This is a genomic window from Pseudomonas guineae (genome assembly GCF_900113745.1).
GTDB lineage: Bacteria > Pseudomonadota > Gammaproteobacteria > Pseudomonadales > Pseudomonadaceae > Aquipseudomonas > Aquipseudomonas guineae.
Genome location: NZ_FOQL01000003.1, coordinates 171,301 through 192,322, shown reverse-complemented (window position 1 = coordinate 192,322; position 21,022 = coordinate 171,301). Strand labels below are relative to the sequence as shown.

Here is a 21,022-nt window from a genome sequence, read left to right as displayed (position 1 = left end):
CCTTAATGGCTGGTCGGCATCGCGAACTCAGCACCCTTTGCAGTAGCCTGCGGCCAGCGCTGCATGATGCTCTTTTGCTTGGTATAAAAACGCACACCTTCTTCTCCGTAAGCATGCATGTCGCCGAACAGGCTCTTCTTCCAACCGCCAAAGCCGTGCCACGCCATGGGCACCGGAATAGGCACGTTGATACCGACCATACCGACCTGAATACGACGACCAAACTCACGTGCAACGTGACCGTCACGGGTGTAACAGCTCACGCCATTGCCGAATTCGTGATCATTGATAAGCGCCACTGCCTCGGCGAAATCCTTGACCCGCACACACGCCAGCACCGGCCCAAAGATCTCTTCCTTGTAGATGCGCATGTCCCGGGTGACATGATCGAACAACGTGCCACCCATCCAGAACCCATCGCCGCAGCCTTCGCCTGCGGCCTCGCCATCAAAGCCACGGCCATCGACCAGTAGCGTTGCGCCTTCCGCGACACCTTGCTCGATATAACCGGTGATGCGTTGATGTGCAGCACGGCTGACAATCGGCCCCATCTCGGCGTCGTTGTTGGTACCGTTTAGCACTTTCAGTGCGCGGGTACGCTCGATCAGCTTAGGAAGGACCTGTTCTGCTGTGTTTTCACCCACGAAAACTGCCACGCTGACGGCCATGCAGCGCTCGCCTGCCGAACCATAGGCTGCACCCATGAGCGCATCCACGACTTGATCCATATCGGCGTCTGGCATAACTACCAAGTGGTTCTTGGCACCGCCTAAGGCTTGAACACGTTTGCCGTGGCGAGCGCCAATCTCGTAGATATGGTTGGCGATGGGCGTGGAGCCCACGAACGAGATAGCCTCAACATCCGGGTGTTCGAGCAGCGCGTTGACGGCCTCCTTGTCACCCTGCACCACGTTGAACACCCCATCGGGCAGACCGGCCTGCTTAAGCAGTTTGGCCATAAACAGGCTGGGGCTTGGGTCTATCGGGCTGGGCTTGAGCACGAAGGTATTACCCGTAGCCAGCGCCAGCGGGAACATCCACATCGGCACCATTACTGGGAAGTTGAACGGCGTGATACCTGTGACCACGCCCAATGGCTGGCGCAGCGTCCAGTTGTCGATATTGGTGCTGACCTGGTCGGAGAAGTCAGTCTTAAGTAACTGCGGTGCGCCACACGCGAATTCGACGATCTCGATACCCCGCATGACCTCACCTTGGGCGTCGCTGAACACCTTGCCATGCTCGGCAGTGATCAGCCGAGCCAGATCATCACGATGCTCGTTGAGCAGTGCCAGGAATTTATTGAGAACACGTGAGCGGCGCAGTGGCGACAGGTTGCTCCACGCCGGAAAGGCCGCTTTGGCTGAGGCAACGGCAGCGTTTACGTCAGCGTGGCTGGCCAGTTGCACTTGGCCTGTGACCACGCCAGTGGCAGGGTTGTAGACCGGCAATTGCTGGCCGCTGGTGGAGTTCACAAGGGCACCGGATACCCAGTTTACGATCGTATTGGTCATTGGAGTTTCTCGAAAATAGGATGGCGGCGGGTTGCAGTTCCCACCATGAAAGCGGCGCTGGTCAGTAGATCGCGTAGACCTTTCTGACGGTTTCAAGCACGTCCCAGCGCCCCGTCCAGCCAGGCGGGAGAATGATCAGGTCACCACCCGTGACCTCTACCACTTCACCGCTCGCGTCATCCGTCAACAGCGCAACGCCGGAGATGATGTACGTGAACTCGGTGTCGGGACGGTTAACCACCGGCCATCCGCCAGGTTGGCATTCCCAGACACCCAGGCTGCCAGTGGCTTCTGGTGCCAGTTGCTGGAGCGCTATTTGTGGGTCGCCCTTGTCTGCACCGGCACGCTGGCCGGCGGGATTTAATGGCAACGATTGGATCGCGGCAGACTTGATAATCGTGAAAGTAGTCACGGCATGCTCCTATTAATGTGCACCTGTTAACTTTTCCAGCAACATTGCAGTGCGAGATGGACGATGGGTGATGCGCTCTTCGATATCGCTGAGCGAGGCCGCAGCTAGCCCGCTGTTGATACCCAGCCAGCGCAGCGGCTCGCGCTCCCAGGACGGGGAGCAGTGATTGACCAAGGGCAGGGCGTTGATGTCCTCGTCTTGCTCAAGGATCAGGTTGCGCAGAATGCGACCTGCCAAGTTGCTGGTGGCGACACCGTCGCCGACGTAGTTGCCAGCCCAGGCCAGCCGGTTTTTCCGATCGATACTCACCGTAGGGCACCAGTCACGGGAAACACCTAGGGCACCACCCCAGCGATGGGTGATTCGCGTGTCGGTCAGGTCCGGGAAAAACTCGACCAAGGTCTCGTGGATCTTGGCGTGAATGTTGTCCACCAGATCAGCGTCTTCGGACATTCGTGAGCCCCAGTGATAGGGCGCGCCCCTGCCACCAAACACTAACCGTCCCTCGGCCGTGACTTGCCCATAAACACGCAGATGGCGCATGTCATTGAACGCCATGCGGTGGTCAAGATTGAGCTTGGCAAGCAGGTCTCTTGGCAGTGGCTCGGTGGCCAGCACCAATGAGTACAGCGGGATGACAAAGCGCGAGTGTCCAGGCTGCTGCGAGGTGAATGCCTCGGTGGCGCGCACCGTGAACTGGGTCGTAACCGAACCCTGTTCTGTGCGCACGCTGCCAGGAACAAGCTCTGTTACGGCAGAGTGCTCATAAATTTTGGCACCCATCTGCTCGACCAACCGTGCCAAGCCACGCACCAGTTTGCCTGGGTGGATGAGGGCGCAGTGCTCAGTGTAGAGCCCGCCCAGAACGCCTTGTGCTCCGGCCTTGGCGCCGGCTTGCGCGCCATCGAGAACTTGCCACTGGTTCGGTAATCCGAAGCGCGCTGAGGCCTCGACTGCGGCACGGGCGCGGGCCATTTGCGGATCGCTACGGGCTAGCGAGAGGAACCCTTGCTTCGAGTAATCCGCGTCGACGCCCTCAAGGGTCAAAACGCGACCGATTTCATCAACCGTATCGTTCATGGCCGCCTGCAGACTCAAGGCGGCATCATGGGAGTACATCTCGGCCACCCGAGGAAGAGAAATCGGGAATATCGCCGAAGCCCAGCCACCGTTTCTACCTGAGGCGCCAAACCCAACCTGATGTTTCTCAAGAAGCACCACGCGCAGCGAGGGATCACTCTTGAGCAAGTAGTAGGCCGTCCAGAGCCCGGTATACCCAGCACCTACGATGGCTACGTCGGCGTGTGTTGCGCCGTCCAAGCGTTCGCGAGGCGAGTCCTGCTCAAACCACAGTGGTTTGTTGGGTAGCTGACTTAATTCGATCTTTGCTGGCATGTGGTTGGCTTCCCAATGAATACTCTGGATATGGGTGTGCTTTTGTATGGCTGGGTCTGCTAAACGACTTTCGCCGGTAGCACGTCCTGTCCACGAACACGGGATAGCCGCATGAGTACGTATGAGGCAGCTATGGCGGCAATAGCGAGGACGCATTGCAGAAGACTGATCTGCATGGTGGGATCGAAGGCCATGCTGACTAAGACAGCCACGATCGAAGCGGCCACCATCAGTGGTAGCCATGGATGGCCCCACATCGCGAACTTCAATGTCCCTTCCGCTACCCATTTACGGCGCAACTTGATTTGCGACAGGCAGATCATCAGGTAGACGAAAAGAAATACCGTGCCGGACGAGTTGATGAGGAACTGAAACACCGTATCGGGCCAAATCGCCGCTATCACGACACATCCATAACCCACCAGTGTCGAGGCGATGACACCACGCACAGGCACACCATTGCGGCTTACAGACGCCAGCCAGCTTGGTGCCTCATCATTGGAGGCCAGGACGAACAGCAGTCGAGACGAGATGTATAGACCCGCATTCAACACTGACAGCACCGCCACCAAAATCACCGCAGTCAGCATGGTGCCGGCACCCGGAATACCGATGTGCTCAAGCGTGGTCACAAAGGGCGATTTACCTGGAACGATGTCAGTCCATGGTTGTGCTACCACGATGAAGAAGGTCGCCAGGACAAAAAACACCAGGATGCGAATCATCACCGTATTAACGGCCTTACGAATGTTGCGAGACGGATCTTCCGACTCCGCCGCAGCGAGAGTCGCGACTTCAACGCCGGTCATCGAGAAGATCACCACGACCACGCCGGTGAACAGTGATGACACCCCGTGAGGTAGGAAGCCGCCATGCTCGGTAAGGTTACTGAAGCTAGCGGTCGAACCCGGCCAGAGGTTGAAGACATAGGCGCCCACCACGACCAGGAAAGCGATGATGGCCACTACCTTGATACCGGCAAACCAGTACTCGGCCTCGCCGAAGGAGTGCACCGACATCAAGTTGAGTAATGTCATGCTTATCATCAGGCCAAGCGCGATGACCCAGACCGGAATATCCGGTAGCCAACCATTGATGATCTGGCCGCCGACGACCGCTTCAAAGCCAACCACGATGACCCAGAAGTACCAGTAGAGCCAACCGGTCATGTAGCCTGCTGGGCGTCCAAAGGCCATGCGGGCATAGTCGACGAACGACCCTTTTGAGGGGTGTGCAGCGGCCATTTCACCCAGCATTCGCATCACCAGGGCCACGATGAGCCCGGTGATGGCATAGGTAATAAAAGCACCCGGGCCGGTTGATGCGATAACAGCGCTAGAGCCTACAAAAAGCCCAGCGCCTATGACACCGCCCAGTGCCAACATACTGATGTGTCGCGTCTTTAATGTGCGTTTCAACCGCGGGTCGTGCTCGGTCTGAATAGGCATTGGTTATCTCCTTTTATTGTTAGTGATCAACGGAGCCTGCTCAGAAGGTTATGCAGATCAAACAGGGCTGAACATCGTCAAAATTCATGCGACGTGCTGCGCGCCTGTACAAATGTATGAATGACATGGTCATGGGGGAAGGGCGTGATTCGCCGTCACTCGTCAGCGAAGGATCACAACTGAGTTGCGACGAGTTGATTGGTAGGTATTACGAATCTCTATTTCTGGCCGGTTACTGCCGAGGCTGTGTAAAAACGTTTTTGAGCCTGTTTGATGGTCTGAGGCGGAACATAAATCGCGGTCCTACGCAAATTTCAAGTCTGCTGATTGACCAAGCTGCGGTAGATTTTAAGTAGCAACGTAGACTTCAAAATGGAGCCTACGTTTTTACACAGCCTGGGCCAGAAGCGATCACCGAGAGCCTAAGAAATTCGGGCCGATTCACAGACCATCTCTCCGCGAGGCAATGCGCCGCATAGTCAAAGCTTGGGTGACAGCTATTTGAGCGCCCTGGATCAGTGCGCCTTTCATCGTTGAGGTAGGCAGAGACTTGGTTCAATGCCTGCCGCTTGTACGTTGCATCCAATGCACCGTTTTAAGTCAGATCCGCACTCGGCTGGAGCATTTAATTCATTATATAAATAAATTGAAATATTTAATTCAGATGCTTATGCTCAATCTCGAAACGTCTGTTTATGTAGGCAGGCGGTCTGTAGGACTGACTTGAATCGAGGAGCTAGACATGAACGTTAAAGTACTCATAGGCATGGCGATGGCCACTGCATTTTCAACATCGACTATGGCCGCTGATTGGACGGTAGGTGCTAACGTTGGCAACGTGCCATGGGAGTTTCAGAATGCTGAAGGCGAGATTGTTGGCTTCGAAGTAGATGTCGTCAAAGAAGTCGCAAAGCGCGCTGGCAAGAGCGTCGAGTTCGTTAATATTCCTTTCAACGGTCTGTTCAGCGCCGTGCAATCCAAGCGTGCTGACATCGCTATTTCATCGATCACCATCACCCCTAAACGTCTAGAGTCGGTTGGTTTTGCCCAGCCGTATTACGACAGTGACCAGTCGTTGTCAGTACTGACCAAGTCGGGCATCAAGGGCCTAGACGGCATGGCTGACAAAGTCGTTGGTGTTGATACCGGTTCCACCGGTGACATGTGGGTTGGTGAGCATAAGAGTGCATACAAGTTCAAGGATGTATCGCGCTACGAAGGGTTATCACCTGCGATGCTCGATCTGGCTTCGGGCCGCTTAGATGGCTATGTCAGTGATATTCCTGCGGTGCTGTATTACATCAAAGATAAGCCGCAGTACGCAGTGGTTGCGAGGATTCCGACCGGCGAAAAGTACTCGCTGATGCACGCTAAAGATTGGTCTGACAGCGCCCAGGTTAACGACATCATCACCAATATGAAGAAGGACGGTGTGATTGCTGACCTGCATAAGAAGTGGTTCGGTGCAGATGCAGCTGCAGACTCGAGCACAATTAAGGTCACCGACGTACCTAAATAATCCCGATTAACTGCTCACGACCAAGGTGTTTTTTATGGAGCTGCTAGACACATTCTTCAATTGGGACGTATTTGTAGATGCGTTTCCACTGATGCTTCGCGGCCTTGGCGTGACGGTGTTGTTGGGCGTGGTGAGTATTATTCTCGGCTTGGTTGGCGGCTTACTGCTGGCCATGCTCAGACTTTACGGTTACGCCCCGATTCGTTGGTTTTCGCGAGCGTATATCGATGTAATGCGTTCGATTCCGCTGCTAGTACTGCTGGTGTTGATTTATTACGCATTACCGTTCGTGGGGATTCGCTTGTCGTCATTCGCGGCCGCCGCTGCAGCCTTGTCGCTGGTGTCATGTGCCTATTCGGCGGAAATTTTTCGCTCGGGTATCGAAGCTATTCCGCGCGGACAATTTGAAGCTTCGGCTTCTCAAGGCATGAGTTTTTTTAACACCATGCGTGATGTGATTCTGCCGCAAGCAATGCGTATCGTCATGCCGCCGATGACCAGTAACTGCATCAACGTGATGAAAGACACGGCGCTGGCTTCCGTGGTGGCAATGCCGGACTTGCTTAAACAGGCGACCCAAGCCCAAGCGCTGTCCGCCAACCCGACGCCACTAGTAGGTGCGGCGGTGATGTATCTGTTGCTGCTATTGCCAATGGTGCAGTTGGTTAGCTGGGTGGAGCGGCGCAATGCAGCGGGAGGTAAACGCGCATGAGCAACGTCATTGAAATCGAACACATGAATAAGTTCTACGGTCAGTTTCAGGCCTTGAGCGACATCAATATGACGGTTGAGCAAGGTGAGGTAGTGGTTATTCTCGGGCCTTCAGGTTCGGGTAAATCCACGCTGATTCGTTGCATCAACCTGCTGGAGGCGTATCAGGACGGTGACGTTCGAGTCGCTGATCAACGCGTAGAGAATGGCCCTAAGCTGGCAGGCATTCGCTGTGAGGTCGGCATGGTGTTTCAGAATTTCAATCTGTATCCGCACCTGACTGTGCTGGCTAACGTTGCGCTAGCTCCGGTACGGGTACGGGGCATGTCACGCCGCGATGCGCAGGTGCGAGCCCGAGCACTATTGGAAAAAGTAGGCATGGCAGCACATGCCGACAAGTACCCGAGCCAATTATCCGGCGGCCAACAGCAGCGTGTGGCTATCGCCCGGACCATGGCAATGGAACCGCGCGTCATTCTATTTGATGAACCCACTTCAGCCCTGGATCCAGAAATGGTCGGTGAAGTGCTCGACGTGATGCAGAGCTTGGCGCGCTCTGGTGTGACCATGATCGTGGTCACACATGAGATGGGTTTTGCCCGCAAAGTCGCCGACCGGGTGATCTTTATGGAGAACGGACGAATCATCGAACAGAACAATCCGCAGGACTTTTTTACAGCCCCGCAAGAGCCTAGAACGCAGGCTTTCTTACAGGCGATCCTGCATCACTGATAACCCGGGAGACTCATTTTGACTTTGCTCGATATTAATTACGTTCGCAGCCAGTTCCCCGTTCTGGCCGACGGCTATGCCTATCTCGACAACGCTGGTGGTTCGGCGGTACTGAAACCCGTCGCTGAGCGCATCAGCCACTATTTGCTCAACCATTCCGTGCAGCTGGGGGCTTCTTATCAGCCGTCTGTGCAGGCCGGGGCTAAGGTGTTAGAAGCGCGGGAGTCGGTGGCCCAGTTGATCAACGCGTATCACCCTGAAGAGTGCGTGATGGGCGGTTCGACCACGCATTTGCTGCAAATACTGACGCGTGCAATTGCGCCGTCTATCAAACCCGGTGATGAAATTATCGTCACTCACAGCGACCATGAAGCCAACATTGGCCCTTGGCAGCGCTTGTGCGAAGAGCGCGGTGCGGTACTGCGGGTATGGCACGTTGATGCGCAAACCTTAGAGTTGGAATTGGCTGACCTTGATACTTTACTCTGCGCCAAAACACGTTATGTGGCGATGACTCACGCCTCGAATATTTTAGGCAGCGTTAACCCTGTCGCCGAGGTTGCACGCCGGGCGCACGCAGTTGGCGCGCAGTTGTGCGTCGACGCCGTGGCCTACGCGCCGCATCGCTTGGTCGATGTTCAGGCCAGTGGCGCAGATTACTACGTGTTCAGTTTCTACAAAGTATTTGGTCCGCACTTCGCCGTGCTGTGGGGTAAGCGCGAATTGCTGTTGGAGTTGCCAAGCCTCAACCATTTTTTCATTGGTGCCGAGGTACTGCCTTACAAATTACAGCCGGGCAATCTCAACTATGAGCTGTCTTATGGCTGTATCGGTATCAGCGATTACTTACTTGATATTGGCCGCCGTATTGGCGCTAAAGGCAGCCCGCGTGAGTTGATGCAAGCGGCGTTTGATGCCTTTGAAATACAGGAAGATCTGTTGGCTGAAACGCTGCTGGCTTATCTGCGTGAGGCACCGGCTGTTCGTATCATCGGCAAACCACGGGTTACCCAAGGTGACCGAGTACCGACCATCAGTTTTGTGGTTGAAGGCGTACAGTCCGAAGCGATTGTGCGGCGTATTGATGAGGCACGTATCGGTATCCGCTTTGGCGATTTTTACGCGCGTCACCTGATCGAAGAATTGGGTTTGGCGCAACAGGGCGGAGTGGTGCGCGTATCGATTGCACACTACAACACCGTCGAAGAAATGACGCGGTTAGTCGCTTGCTTGGCAGAGGCCATTACCGAACTGCGCCACACCTGATATTTAATGAGCGATCTGCCTATGCCACTACCACAAACCCTAGTTGAATTGCGCTCCGCGATTGCGCTGGGTCAGGACAAACTCACAGCACGTATGCGTGACGCCGCCCACTATTTGATTGAGCACCCACATGACGTGGCGCTTAACACGTTAGCGGCATTGGCTAAGCGCTCGGCTATTCCTGCTTCGGCGTTTATTCGCTTGGCGCAGGCGTTAGGTTATGGCGGCTTTAGCGACCTCCAGCGAGTCTTCAAAGCACCGCTGGAAAAGGCCGGGCAGGGCAGTTTCAAGGAACGTATTCGTCACTATCGTGGTGAGCAGTTACTGGATGATCCTACGGATATTGGGGCCATGCTCAGTGCATTCAGCCAAGCCAATATAGTCTCGCTTGAACACTTGGCTGAAGGTGAGCAAGTGCAGGCGCTGGAGCAGTCGATTGCCTTGCTGCAAAAAGCCCGGACCACGTTTGTGGTGGGCATGCGCCGCTCTTTCCCAATGGCTGCTTATTTGAGCTATGCGCTCAGCCGAGTAGGGCGCCGAGCAGTGCATATCAGTGGTTTAGGCGGCAGCCTGCGCGAGCAGGTCGGAGCGTTACACTGCGATGATGTTCTGGTCGCCGTAAGCTTCCCGCCTTATGCCCAAGAGACTATCGATGCTTGTGAACAGGCCGTCGCTGCGGGCACACCGATTGTGGCAATCACCGATAGCATCCTCAGCCCAGTCGGCCAATGCGCCTCTGTCATGATCGAGGTAAACGATGCAGAGTTGCTCGGTTTTCGCTCGCTCACTGCCGCGTTTTGTATTGCCCAAACATTGGCCATGGGTTTGGCGTTTGGCGATGGCCAAACGTTCACCGGGCCTGATCATGAAGCATTGAAAGATATCGATTGCTGAGCCTGAGCGGCTGAGCAGTTTGCCAAACCTGTAGGAGTGTTTCCCATGGCGTTACCCCTTCGAGATCTTGTTGGCTATGGCCAGCAACGCCCGCAAGGCACTTGGCCCAATGGTTCGCGGTTGGCTATCAGTGTGGTGATCAACTACGAGGAAGGCTCCGAACGCTCACTGGCGATGGGGGATCCTGACCAAGAAAGCATGACCGAATGGGGCAGTTATCAATTCCCCGATGGCGTGCGCAACTTGGCCATGGAGTCGATGTATGAATACGGCTCGCGTGTCGGTATTTGGCGGATTCTCGATATTCTGCAGCAAGCTAATGTTCCCGCGACCTTTCATGCTTGCGCGGTCGCCTTCGAGCAAAACCCAGACGTTGCTAAAGCGGCGGTTACTTTGGGTCACGAAGTTTGCAGCCATGGTTATCGCTGGGAAGAGGTATTTCGCCTTAGCGAAGAACAGGAACGTGAGCATATTCGCTTAGCGGTTGAGTCATTTGAGCGTACCTGCGGTAAGCGCCCAGTGGGTTGGTATTGCCGCTATGGAGCCAGTGTGCGCACGCGTCGGCTGGTCTGCGAAGAAGGCGGTTTTTTGTATGACTCCGACGCCTACAACGATGACGTTCCGTACTTTGTTGAGGTCGAAGGCAAGCGCCACTTAGTGGTGCCGTACACCAGCGACGTCAATGACTTTCGCTACTGGAACTCGCCCGGTTTATCGCAAGCGTCAGACTTCCTTGAGTACATGAAAGAAAGTTTTGAGGTGCTGCACGAAGAGTCCGCAGACGGCCTACGCATGATGTCCATTGGCCTGCACCCACGCATGGTTGGCCGTCCAGGCCGGGTACGCGCATTGAAGAAGTTCATTGAGTACGCCCAAGCCCACGAAGGCGTGTGGTTTGCCACGCGCGAACAAATCGCGGAAGCCTGGCTGCAACGCGACGCGGCTGCTTCGGCCTAAAACACGCTGAAGTTTGGCAAGGTGACGGCATCCTCACCTCGCTAATTGCCCATTTACTGCGGTTCAATCGGCTTCACTTGCTGAGGCCAAGTCCTGTTTGATGAGGCCTACTATGCAACCTTTCGATACGGTCATTCGCAATGCTCGCGTGGTTACCGCGGCTGACACATTTACCAGCGATATTGGTATTCGTGATGGGCGCATCGCAGCGCTAGCGTTGGACTTGTCCCAGGGCCTGAAAGAGATCGACGCAGCTGGCCGTCATGTCACGCCGGGCGGTATCGACAGTCACGTGCATTTTGATCAACCGACCGGCGATGGCTCGCTAATGGCCGATGACTTCTTCAGTGGTACGGTTTCGGCAGCTTGTGGCGGTACCACGACGGTGATCCCGTTTGCCTGCCAGCAGAAGGGTGAAACGTTGCGCGCTGCGGTGGATGATTATCACCGGCGTGCAGGCAACAAGCCGGTGATCGATTACGCGTTCCACTTGATCGTCACAGACCCGACGCCGCAAGTGCTGCGTGAAGAGTTACCCGCGTTAATCGCTGAGGGCTACACCTCGTTCAAAATCTACATGACCTACGATGCTCTCAAGCTGGGGGATCGTGAAATTCTAGAAACCCTGTCAGTTGCTCGGCGTGAAGGTGCGATGGTCATGCTCCATGCTGAAAACAGCGACTGCATTGCTTGGCTGACTGAACGCTTGTTAGCCGCTGGTTTAAGTGCGCCGAAATATCACGCCAACTCACGGCCGATGTTGGTGGAGCGTGAGGCGACTCATCGTGCCATTGCCTTAGCTGAGTTGGTGGATGTACCGATTTTGATTGTGCACGTCTCGGGCCGAGAAGCGCTTGAGCAAATTCGTCGGGCGCAAACTCAAGGCCTGAAGGTGTACGCTGAAACCTGTCCCCAATATTTATTTTTGACGGCTGACTCGCTTGGCTGCGATGACAGCTTTGAAGGTGCAAAATGCATTTGTAGCCCGCCACCACGAGATACGGCTAATCAACAAGTGATCTGGGACGGGTTGGAAAATGGCTCGTTTGAGATTTTCTCATCTGACCACGCGCCTTTTCGCTTTAACGGCCCAGACGGTAAGAAAGCCCATGGCGAAGATGTGTCGTTCGACCAGATCGCCAACGGCATTCCCGGGGTCGAAACACGCATGGCCCTGCTCTGGTCCGAGGGTGTGCGAAGCGGGCGAATCAGTGCACAAAGCTTTGTCGCGCTGACGGCGAGCAACGCCGCAAAAATGTACGGTTTATACCCACGCAAAGGCAGCATCGCGATTGGCTCAGATGCAGACTTAGTGATTTGGGATGAAGGCCAAACGGTCGAACTGAGTAATCAAATGCTCCATCACAACGTCGATTACACGCCGTATGCCGGTATGCAACTGAGCGCGTGGCCAGCCATGACCTTGTCACGCGGCGAGGTGGTGTGGGATGGCCAGCCACGTGGCGCAGCAGGGCGTGGTCAGTTTCTGGCTTGTCAGCGACCGGTTCCGGCGCAAAAGCGCAGACGCAAGACGGAGTTACCGCTGTGAGCATGGTTGAGCAAGTTGTCGAGTGCTTAATTCGCAGTTGGCGCAGCGGTGAGCGCCAGTCGCATCAAGGCTTGGTCCTCGCAAATGAAGCCCAAGCTTATGCCGTGCAGCAACACGTAGCGCAAGCGCTTGGATGGTTTGCAGACGGCCCTGCTCAAGCTTGGAAACTAGGTGGCGCTCCGAACACGTTTATCAGCGCCTCTGGTGTACCGTCTAAGGCTATTCACATGTCAGGTTGGCAGGTGCCGCCCGGCTATTGTCATGCCTTTGGTATTGAGAGCGAATTGTTAGTGCGCTTGGGTTGCGACCTCGATGAACATACTGACATGGCCGCTGCATACAAAGCGGTTGAAGAATGGCTTCCAGCTATCGAGTTATGCGATACGCGTTGGGTGCATGCTGAGCAAGCTTCAGCGCTATTGCGCTTGGCTGATCAACAGTTAAACCGTGCCCTGATTACGGGACAGCCCTTTACGTTTGAACATAAGCCTGACTGGTCAAAACAAACGGCTGAAGTTCGAGTGAACGGTGTAATGCAGATTCATAACATCGGCACTCACCCGTTTGCTCAGCCGCTAAACTCGCTGCCTTGGCTAGCAAAGCATGCCGTAGCGCAGGGCAATCCATTACGTGCCGGGGATATAGTCGCTACAGGTAGCTGGACCGGTATTTATTGGGCACCAGCGGGGGCGAGGGTTGAAGTTGAGTTTACCGGTCTTGGGCGCGTTACTTTAAACACCTAAAGTGCGCTGAGTGAGCAAATAAGATCTGTCGTATTCTGAATACGTCCTTAACTTAGTCGATACTTTGATGATCTGCATTTGATGCAATGATTGCATCAAACTCTCCTATTTGTGCGAGCTTTTTGACGTGCAACGGCAGTTCAAATGCGCCAGGTAATATATAAATGGCGATTTCATCGCTCATAAATCCATTTTTTCAAAAAAATCCCTAGAATCTTTCACGGCATTTTCAACTATAGGTTGATGCCAGGTAGGGTAGGCAAAAGCTATATTTTTAGGCTGTCTAAAAATATAGTTTCTGAAGTTTTATTTAAAATAAGCTGACTCATAAGGCTCTCATAGCAAGTTGGGTTTAATCATTTCTCCAAAAAAATAGTTAATGTATTAAAGTATTTGCGGAGCCGAAATAATAACTATGCGCTCAAGCCATACTTGTTATTTAAAATCGGCGGAGCATGGTGTGTGCATCACCTGAGTTATAATGCTACGATTCGCTAAAGTTCGTCTAGCGACCAATTAGCACCAGTCATCGAATAATGGACATATCAAAGCATTTACCATCCAGTGATAGCGTAGCTGCAACGGCAAGCGGTGTGTCGACCCTCACTTTGGATCTCAACGATGGTACTGATATCGACGTGCACCATCATCAGCAGGCTCAGGTGCTGCTCACCACTCAAGGGGTGTTGATGGTCACCACCCAGAGTGGCTGCTGGATAGTGCCGAGCAACTATGCGTTATGGATACCTGCCGACGTTCAGCACCGCACTAGAACGCTCGGTGCCGTAAGCATTAAAAGCGTCTATCTTGGCGAGCGAACGATTAGCCTGAGCAGCGACTGCGTGGTGCTAGAGATAACACCGTTAACCAAAGAACTCATGATCACAGCGTCACAAATTGATGGAGGCGAGCTCCCCGATCGGCGTAACGAGCTTGTGTTCAACCTGCTGCTTGAGGAGCTTTCTCGAGCTAAAATTGGATCGGTTTTTTTACCGCTTCCTAATAAAGGTCCGCTACGCGAGCTATGCCATCGTCTCGTGGCTGCGCGGACTCTGGATTGGGGGCTGGCTGAATGTGCCTCGCATCTGGACGTCAACGTAAAAACCATTCAACGATGGTTCGCCAGTGAACTCGGTATCACCTACGGGAAATGGCGAACGCAAGCTCGATTGCTCGTGGCACTCGAAGAGCTTGCGCTGGGACGAAGCATCCTTAATGTTGCGCTGGACGCCGGATACGCCAATCCAAGTGCCTTTTCAGCAATGTTCCGTCGCGAGTTCGGTATCGCTCCAATGGCTTTCCAGCGATCGCAGCACAAAACATCGGATTGATGCGCCCTACAAAGCTAATAAGCGAGTTTGCTCACGGGTTGAGCCGGGCTTGTCTGTCTTTTCGGTGGGTCTACCAATAACGCGTAATTCATCCGAAAATGTCCATTAATCGACGATCTAGGTCTATCCGTCGTTAGACGGGAGTGACAGCTGTTGGCAAGCTTAAAACTCATCGAGAACCCAGGTTACACGCAATGATCGCTAATCAATCTACGCCCTTTGAGCACGAGCCTCTGAAACAGTTAGCGAGCATTGCGGACGCTCTGGAGCGCGCATACCCCAATAGGCAGGATCAGCAATTAGACCCCGATGTCATCGCTTTTAAATCCCTGGACAACCCAAAGAGGCTCCCGTCCTGGACGTATTGCAGCTCAATTTGCTCGTGACTATGCCGGACAACTTTCTTGATCTTTGCGTTTAAAGTCCCGACAGGTAATGCGAGATGAGCGATTTCCTGAAGCTGGGTAAGAATACCAGTGGCCGTGATTTTATCGTCGGCGATATACATTTCAAAATGCCGGATTTTTTCTATGGCCTTAACGCGCTTAATTTTAACCCCACGCGCGATCGTATTCTTTCTGTCGGGGATCTAGTCGACCGAGGTCCGGATCCAGCGAGTGGGTTAAAGCTATTAGATCAGCCTTGGTTTCACATGGTTATGGGTAACCACGAGCAGATGCTCATTCAGGCCTACGATAATGATCCGTATGGATCTTCTCCTGCACGAGGGGCAGCTTGGTGGGACCTAATAGATGAGCGATCTCGCTACCAGATAGTCCAGCGACTTAAATCGCTTCCCATTGCGATCGAATTGGAGGCTGAGCAGGGGTTGATTGGTATTGTTCATGCTGACGTCCCTATTGGGATGGGCTGGTCCGACTTTAAGAACGACATCGTCAATGATGAAACGAAACATTACGCGCTTTGGGGTCAGGAGCGAGTCAGAGATGCAATAGTGTCAGGCGTTCATGAGGTATGGCGTGTTTGTGCGGGCCATACTAAAGTTCAAGCACCGCTCCGGCTTGGTAACTATCTCGCCCTCGACTGCACTGGTGGAAACGAAGGTGCTCTCGCTTTCTACGCTGTTAAGGAGGATCGCATCTACAGTTTTGATAAGAGCTTCGAGGGCGAGGAGTGGGATGGGTCCTTATCACCTATATCCTCATGCAATACGCTCAGAAGTTGATAACAGACTTTTAACCAGTAACCAGCCAAACCTCTGGAACCTCATGATCGACATCCACAACATCACCGCTTATCAGCAACAGACTCGTGTGTTCAGCGGTTTTTCCCTACACATCGGTGCCCATGAACGCATGGCTATCCTTGGCCCCAACGGCGCCGGCAAGAGCACGTTACTCAAGTTGATCGACCGTGAACTGTATCCGCTGCACCAAGAAGACAGTTGGCTGAAACTGTTTGGCGATGATCGGGTGAATATCTGGGAACTACGCAGCAAGATCGGCTTTGTCTCCCAAGACCTACAAGAAGATTACACGCCCTCCACCAGCGCTCTTGATGTGGTGATTTCTGGTTTCTTTGGTGCCATCGGCAGTCACGGGCATCTGCAGGCAACGGCGGAGCAAATAGCCCTAGCCAAAGAGCAGATGGCGGCAATTGGCCTCACCGGCATTGATGACAGCATGTTCCAGCGCCTGTCCACTGGGCAGAAACGTCGCTTGTTGCTGGCAAGGGCGTTGGTGCACAAGCCGCAGGCGCTGTTTCTCGACGAGCCGGCCAACGGCCTTGATATGGGTTCCGGCCTAGCACTGCTGACATTGCTGCGCAGTTATTGCAGCAGCGACCGGGCGATGGTCATCACCACCCACCATATCGACGAGATCATTCCAGAGATCGAGCGCGTGGTGTTGCTCAAGCGCGGCAAGATTGTCGCCGATGGCCCTAAGGCCGAAATCCTCACTAGCGAAAATCTGTCGGCGTTGTACCAAACACCGTTGCGCGTCACTGAGCAGGATGGCTGGTACCGCTGTTGGCACGGTTGAGAAGCGCTGCGCTGATTCTGAGAAAAATGAGTAAAGGCTCAGGCATCTAGCTGATAGTTAGCCTTCACCGTCCGCTTTTGGCCCAGAGCGTGTAAAAACGTCACGGTAAACTGAATCGCCCCGGATTTCTTAGACACTTTCCAGGCTCAGTAAATGTCGCTTCTTAAACTCTACCGGTGACAGCTGGTTGTTGAAACCATGTCGGCGTTTTGGGTTGTAAAACATCTCGATGTAGTCGAACACATCAGCGCGGGCATCCTGCCTAGTGCTATAGATCTTTCGCCTGATCCGCTCGCGCTTCAGAAGCTGGAAAAAGCTTTCCGCTACTGCGTTGTCATGACAATTTCCGCGTCGACTCATGCTGCCAAGCAAGTTGTTGGCTTTCAGGAAACTCTGCCAGTCGCCGCTGCTGAACTGACTACCCTGGTCTGAATGGATCATCACTTCCTGCTTTGGCTTACGCCGCCAAACCGCCATCAGCAATGCATCAATAGCCAGGTCGCTGGTCATCTGCGGCTTCATTGACCAACCGATTACCTGCCGCGAAAACAGATCGAGCACTACCGCCAAATACAACCAGCCCTCGTAAGTGCGGATGTAGGTGATGTCCGTGACCCAGACTTTGTTAGGTTCGGTGACATTGAATCGGCGCTCCAGATGATTTGGTGAAGCTACTGGAGGCTTACCGCCATAACGGCCTGGTCGACGCCGATATCCTGTCTGCGAGCGCAGTCCTTCCAAACGCATTAGTCGAGCAACACGGTGCTTGCCGCACGCCTCTCCAAGCTCACGCAGGTCGTCATGGATTTTGCGGTAGCCATACACGCCGCCGCTCTCTAGCCATGAGTGCTTGATCAGACCAAGCAGGCGTTGGTCATCCTGGCTCGCGCCGACGTAGGCTCTGCCAGCCAGGCGTAGTAACCGCTGGCATGTACTTTCAAAGTCAGGCACAGACGGCGAACCGTATAGTCTGCGGATAGCTGATTGATGAAGGCGTACTTCAGCCGCATTCCTTGGCAAAGTACGCGGCGGCCTTTTTTAAGATGTCTCGCTCTTCGGTCACGCGCTTTAGTTCGGCACGCAGGCGACGCAACTCAGCTTGCTGATCGTCTTCTTGCGCTCGTTGTTCTTGGGGTTTGCTGTAGCGCTTCACCCAGGCATAAAGGCTGTGTGTCGACATGCCCAAACGAGCAGCTACCTCAGCCACCGGCAGACCCCGCTCGGTAACTTGTTTGACTGCTTCAATTTTAAATTCTTCGGGATAACGCGGGTTGCTCATGGCACCTCCTAATGGGCCGTATTATGAGGCATGGAGGTGTCTACGAAACTAGGGGCGATTCACTAAGCCGGCAGCCAATGTTCCGGCTCTCGCCTGCTCATGGCTCTCGATCAAAAAACGCTTCGTGCAGCGATGCTTTGCGCGGTGATGGGGTAAGGAAAATTATGTTGCAGGCCCTGCAGTGAGCGGGGCCTCGAGTGTCTTCAGTTTGTCTGGTAGCTGAGGACGCTGTCCTGTTCCTTAAGCGCTTTGCGCATGTCGGCGGGTATGTTGCCAGAGCGCATTGCAAGCTCTAGGCGGATGTCTTCAAGGCTTTGTATGAAGGCTTGTGAGTCAGCGCGTTGAGCGGCGCTGAGTACGCGGCTATAGGCTGTGGCGTCGCTTGCATCCAGTAATGAGAGGACGATTCCGCCATCTGGGCGGGGCGGGCTGAATGTGGCGCGCAGTGGAGAAAACAACTGTTCGACGAGTTGGCGATTAATGCTATCCATAACGGTGCTCCATCCTGAGGGTGATAGATTCAGACCTCAAGATAGCTCGATGGTTCGCCGCTTTCGGTGATCAGGCCGCCAGTGATTGTCGGGCACGCTCAATGACTTGCTGCAGGTGCGCGGCACCGTACTGGCCGGGATATAGGCGCTGACTGTGCTTGGCGATGCCAGCATCGTTGACGATGGTGAAGCTAAAGCTGCCTTTGCGGGCGGCAAGGATGCGGCAATCAAGCGGTGCAAATGCACTGGATAGGGTGCGAATGGCATCCTGAATTTGGTGTTGAGTATTCATTTTTTGGTATTTCCTAAAACAGCAGGCGCGTCATTGCGCTAAATAGAGCTCCAGGCGGTCGACTTGAATTGTCTATTGCATGTGCAAATTGGAGCTGGACTGCGCGCACAAGTTCCCATTGAGGTTGCTATGTGCGGGTCGGTACTTCGGAGGCGGGCTTGAGTCAGCGCTTGCGCGGGACGGCCAGATCAGTCAGCAGGTTGGGTCAAGGGCTCGAGCTGTGCGGCATTACCTTTGGGTTATGCGCTCTTACCTGGAAACCATCGAGGCGGCCAAAAGGCCTGATTGACTTACAGCGTGGTACGAACAGTGCGGATAATACTCGTTTGGTTAATTATTAGCCAGCTCATTTGTCAGTAATGTGCTGGGCGGTCATTCGTGGGCTGCGCATCAGATGCAATTTAGCCCATGCTCCGTTAGCATTAGCGCCACTTTTGCTTTCCTCTCGTGACGGGTTTCGATGAGTTATCAGGTTCTTGCACGTAAGTGGCGTCCGCGCTCGTTCAGCGAAATGGTTGGCCAGACTCATGTGCTTCGTGCGCTTATCAATGCGCTCGATAGTCAACGTCTGCACCATGCCTATTTGTTTACGGGCACGCGTGGTGTGGGCAAGACAACGATTGCGCGGATTATTGCCAAGTGCCTGAATTGTGAAACTGGCATTAGCTCGACACCTTGCGGTGTTTGTTCGATCTGTAAAGAGATTGACGAAGGTCGTTTTATTGACCTGATTGAGGTCGATGCAGCCAGCAGGACCAAGGTTGAAGACACCCGCGAATTGCTTGATAACGTGCAGTACTCGCCCAGTCGTGGACGTTTCAAGGTCTACCTGATAGACGAAGTACATATGCTCTCTACCAGTTCCTTCAACGCATTGTTGAAAACACTGGAAGAGCCGCCTCCTCACGTCAAATTCCTTTTGGCTACAACTGATCCACAGAAGCTGCCGGTCACAGTGCTGTCGCGTTGTCTGCAGTTCTCGCTGAAGAACATGCCGCCCGAGCGGGTGGTCGACCACCTTAGTCATGTTTTGGCCGCCGAACAGATTCCATTTGAAAACGATGCGCTCTGGCTGCTCGGCCGAGCGGCAGATGGCTCCATGCGTGACGCCATGAGCTTGACCGACCAGGCGATTGCCTTTGGCGAGGGCAAGGTTTTAGCGGCTGATGTGCGCGCCATGCTGGGGACTCTCGACCATGGCCAGGTTTATGGCGTGTTGCATGCCTTACTTGAGGGCGATGCCCGTGGCCTTATTGAGGCCGTTCGGCACTTGGCTGAGCAGGGGCCTGACTGGAATGGTGTGTTATCCGAAATACTCAATGTACTACACCGTGTGGCCATTGCTCAGGCGTTGCCCGAGGCCTTGGATAACGGCCAGGGCGACCGTGAGCGGGTTCTTGAGCTGGCTAGCGTTCTGCCCAGTGAGGACGTGCAGTTCTATTATCAAATGGGGCTGATTGGACGACGCGATTTACCATTATCGCCAGATCCGCGTAGCGGCTTCGAGATGGTGTTGTTGCGTATGCTGGCCTTCCGCCCTGCGGATACCCGTGATGCGCCCAAGATGGTGCTAAAGCCGCTAGGGATTAGCCAGGCCACTGCTGATCCCACGACCAACCAAGTGGCCGGTTCTGCTCATGTAGGCCCGGTCAGCGATTCTGTTGCGATTGTCGCCGAATCTCAGCCAGCCCCAGTTATCGAGGCTACACCCGCTGCTGTTGAGCAGCACGTTGTGGTTGCGTCAGAAATTGTCAAAGAGCCCGCTGCGCAGTCTGCGCTTGTCGGCATTGCGCCTAAAAAGGTTGTTGATTTGCCCTGGGAAGAGCCGGTTCAAACGCCGGTTTCTAATGCGCTTGAACCTGTCGTGCCTAATACTGGCGATGTAATTGTTGAAGTGCCACAGCCCGCAGTACCTGAGCCGATCCCCGTGGCATCGCTGGTTGACGACGACGATGAGCCGCCGCTGGGCGACTATGACTATGTCGAGATGGATGCCGAGTCGTTTGATTATGATTTTGACGCCGTAGAGCGCAGTGAGTCTGCCGAGCCAGAGGTGTTGCCCGCCGCCCAGCCCGCAACAGGACTTGCTGCTGAGTGGCTGGAATTATTCCCTAGGCTTGGGCTGTCTGGGATGACCGGCAGTATCGGGGCCAACTGCACGCTGATTTCTGTTGAGGGCGATAACTGGTTGCTGCACCTTGATCCTGCGCAGTCGGCGCTGTTCAATTCAACTCAGCAGCGACGTCTTAATGAGGCGCTTAATCAGTTTCACGGGCGCGAACTCAGTGTATTGATTGAGTTGAATAAGCCTGAGCAGGAAACACCTGCGCAAGCTGCGGCGCGTAAACGTGCTAATCGACAGCGTGATGCAGAGGCGTCTATCGAGAAAGATCCTTTGATCCAACAGATGATTCAGCAATTCGGTGCGGTGATTCGCGCAGACAGCATTGAACCCCTAGATACTCCTGTTAACCCCTAATTACCGA

The 21,022-nt window shown here is 54.2% G+C and carries 19 protein-coding genes and 1 pseudogene; 12 read left to right on the top strand and 8 right to left on the bottom strand.

The annotated features are described in order from the left end of the window. Positions 1–2 precede the first annotated feature (2 nt). The 4 genes from BMZ32_RS12360 to BMZ32_RS12345 all read right to left on the bottom strand — a co-directional run bounded on the left by BMZ32_RS12360 (position 3) and on the right by BMZ32_RS12345 (position 4,769). Positions 3–1,514 carry a CoA-acylating methylmalonate-semialdehyde dehydrogenase gene (locus BMZ32_RS12360; RefSeq protein ID WP_090242424.1) on the bottom strand — a complete coding sequence of 504 codons (1,512 nt, stop codon included), beginning with the start codon at positions 1,512–1,514 and terminating at the stop codon, positions 3–5. Positions 1,515–1,575: 61 nt separating this feature from the next. Next, the gene (locus BMZ32_RS12355; RefSeq protein ID WP_090242423.1) at positions 1,576–1,926 is read right to left on the bottom strand and encodes a cupin domain-containing protein; all 351 of its coding nucleotides are present in this window, start codon (positions 1,924–1,926) and stop codon (positions 1,576–1,578) included. Positions 1,927–1,938: 12 nt separating this feature from the next. After that, positions 1,939–3,321: an NAD(P)/FAD-dependent oxidoreductase gene (locus BMZ32_RS12350; protein WP_090242421.1), complete on the bottom strand. Its 1,383-nt coding sequence runs from the start codon at positions 3,319–3,321 to the stop codon at positions 1,939–1,941. 59 nt (positions 3,322–3,380) lie between these two features. Further along, a complete protein-coding gene (locus tag BMZ32_RS12345) occupies positions 3,381–4,769 on the bottom strand; it encodes an amino acid permease (protein ID WP_090242419.1) in 1,389 nt (462 codons plus the stop codon). A 742-nt stretch (positions 4,770–5,511) separates the two neighbouring features. Here BMZ32_RS12345 and BMZ32_RS12340 point away from each other — a divergent pair. The 8 genes from BMZ32_RS12340 to BMZ32_RS12305 all read left to right on the top strand — a co-directional run bounded on the left by BMZ32_RS12340 (position 5,512) and on the right by BMZ32_RS12305 (position 13,140). Continuing rightward, positions 5,512–6,288, top strand: a complete 777-nt coding sequence (locus BMZ32_RS12340) for a transporter substrate-binding domain-containing protein (protein ID WP_090242417.1) — start codon at positions 5,512–5,514, stop codon at positions 6,286–6,288. Positions 6,289–6,322: 34 nt separating this feature from the next. Continuing rightward, entirely contained in the window at positions 6,323–7,000 is a 678-nt protein-coding gene (locus tag BMZ32_RS12335; protein ID WP_090242415.1) for an amino acid ABC transporter permease, read from the top strand. Then, positions 6,997–7,731 (top strand): amino acid ABC transporter ATP-binding protein, encoded by a 735-nt coding sequence (locus tag BMZ32_RS12330; protein ID WP_090242413.1) that lies wholly within the window; start codon positions 6,997–6,999, stop codon positions 7,729–7,731. The genes BMZ32_RS12335 and BMZ32_RS12330 overlap by 4 nt, the downstream gene beginning before the upstream one ends. An 18-nt stretch (positions 7,732–7,749) precedes the next feature. Further along, complete coding sequence (locus BMZ32_RS12325; protein ID WP_090242411.1) at positions 7,750–8,997, top strand: cysteine desulfurase-like protein; 1,248 nt, start codon at positions 7,750–7,752, stop codon at positions 8,995–8,997. 6 nt (positions 8,998–9,003) lie between these two features. Next, the gene (locus tag BMZ32_RS12320; RefSeq protein ID WP_244153966.1) at positions 9,004–9,891 is read left to right on the top strand and encodes a MurR/RpiR family transcriptional regulator; all 888 of its coding nucleotides are present in this window, start codon (positions 9,004–9,006) and stop codon (positions 9,889–9,891) included. Positions 9,892–9,936: 45 nt separating this feature from the next. Further along, positions 9,937–10,848, top strand: coding sequence for an allantoinase PuuE (locus tag BMZ32_RS12315; RefSeq protein WP_090242407.1), 912 nt, complete (start codon positions 9,937–9,939; stop codon positions 10,846–10,848). A 112-nt stretch (positions 10,849–10,960) separates the two neighbouring features. Then, the gene (hydA, locus tag BMZ32_RS12310; RefSeq protein WP_090242405.1) at positions 10,961–12,397 is read left to right on the top strand and encodes a dihydropyrimidinase; all 1,437 of its coding nucleotides are present in this window, start codon (positions 10,961–10,963) and stop codon (positions 12,395–12,397) included. 2 nt (positions 12,398–12,399) lie between these two features. Continuing rightward, positions 12,400–13,140: a fumarylacetoacetate hydrolase family protein gene (locus BMZ32_RS12305; protein WP_244153964.1), complete on the top strand. Its 741-nt coding sequence runs from the start codon at positions 12,400–12,402 to the stop codon at positions 13,138–13,140. Between the two features lie 52 nt (positions 13,141–13,192). Here the strand turns inward: BMZ32_RS12305 and BMZ32_RS12300 are convergent, their stop codons facing one another. Then, entirely contained in the window at positions 13,193–13,324 is a 132-nt protein-coding gene (locus BMZ32_RS12300; RefSeq protein ID WP_090242401.1) for a 6,7-dimethyl-8-ribityllumazine synthase, read from the bottom strand. A gap of 409 nt (positions 13,325–13,733) precedes the next feature. Between BMZ32_RS12300 and BMZ32_RS12295 the strand changes: the two genes are divergently transcribed. The 3 genes from BMZ32_RS12295 (at position 13,734) to BMZ32_RS12285 (ending at position 16,474) form a co-directional block, all read left to right on the top strand. After that, entirely contained in the window at positions 13,734–14,471 is a 738-nt protein-coding gene (locus BMZ32_RS12295) for an AraC family transcriptional regulator (protein WP_167376752.1), read from the top strand. Positions 14,472–14,913: 442 nt separating this feature from the next. Further along, a complete protein-coding gene (locus BMZ32_RS12290) occupies positions 14,914–15,657 on the top strand; it encodes a metallophosphoesterase (protein WP_090242397.1) in 744 nt (247 codons plus the stop codon). 43 nt (positions 15,658–15,700) lie between these two features. Further along, positions 15,701–16,474, top strand: a complete 774-nt coding sequence (locus tag BMZ32_RS12285; protein WP_090242395.1) for an ABC transporter ATP-binding protein — start codon at positions 15,701–15,703, stop codon at positions 16,472–16,474. A gap of 129 nt (positions 16,475–16,603) precedes the next feature. On the opposite strand, the pseudogene BMZ32_RS12280 reads toward BMZ32_RS12285, so the two are convergent. From BMZ32_RS12280 to BMZ32_RS12270, 3 genes and pseudogenes are all read right to left on the bottom strand, one after another. Beyond that, positions 16,604–17,753: pseudogene (locus tag BMZ32_RS12280) on the bottom strand (IS3 family transposase). Between the two features lie 203 nt (positions 17,754–17,956). Beyond that, the gene (locus BMZ32_RS12275; protein ID WP_090242394.1) at positions 17,957–18,244 is read right to left on the bottom strand and encodes a DUF3509 domain-containing protein; all 288 of its coding nucleotides are present in this window, start codon (positions 18,242–18,244) and stop codon (positions 17,957–17,959) included. A 70-nt stretch (positions 18,245–18,314) separates the two neighbouring features. Then, positions 18,315–18,536 (bottom strand): hypothetical protein, encoded by a 222-nt coding sequence (locus BMZ32_RS12270; protein WP_090242392.1) that lies wholly within the window; start codon positions 18,534–18,536, stop codon positions 18,315–18,317. A gap of 460 nt (positions 18,537–18,996) precedes the next feature. Here BMZ32_RS12270 and dnaX point away from each other — a divergent pair, with 460 nt between their 5' ends. After that, a complete protein-coding gene (gene dnaX, locus BMZ32_RS12260) occupies positions 18,997–21,015 on the top strand; it encodes a DNA polymerase III subunit gamma/tau (protein WP_090242389.1) in 2,019 nt (672 codons plus the stop codon). The last annotated feature ends 7 nt before the right edge of the window (positions 21,016–21,022 follow it).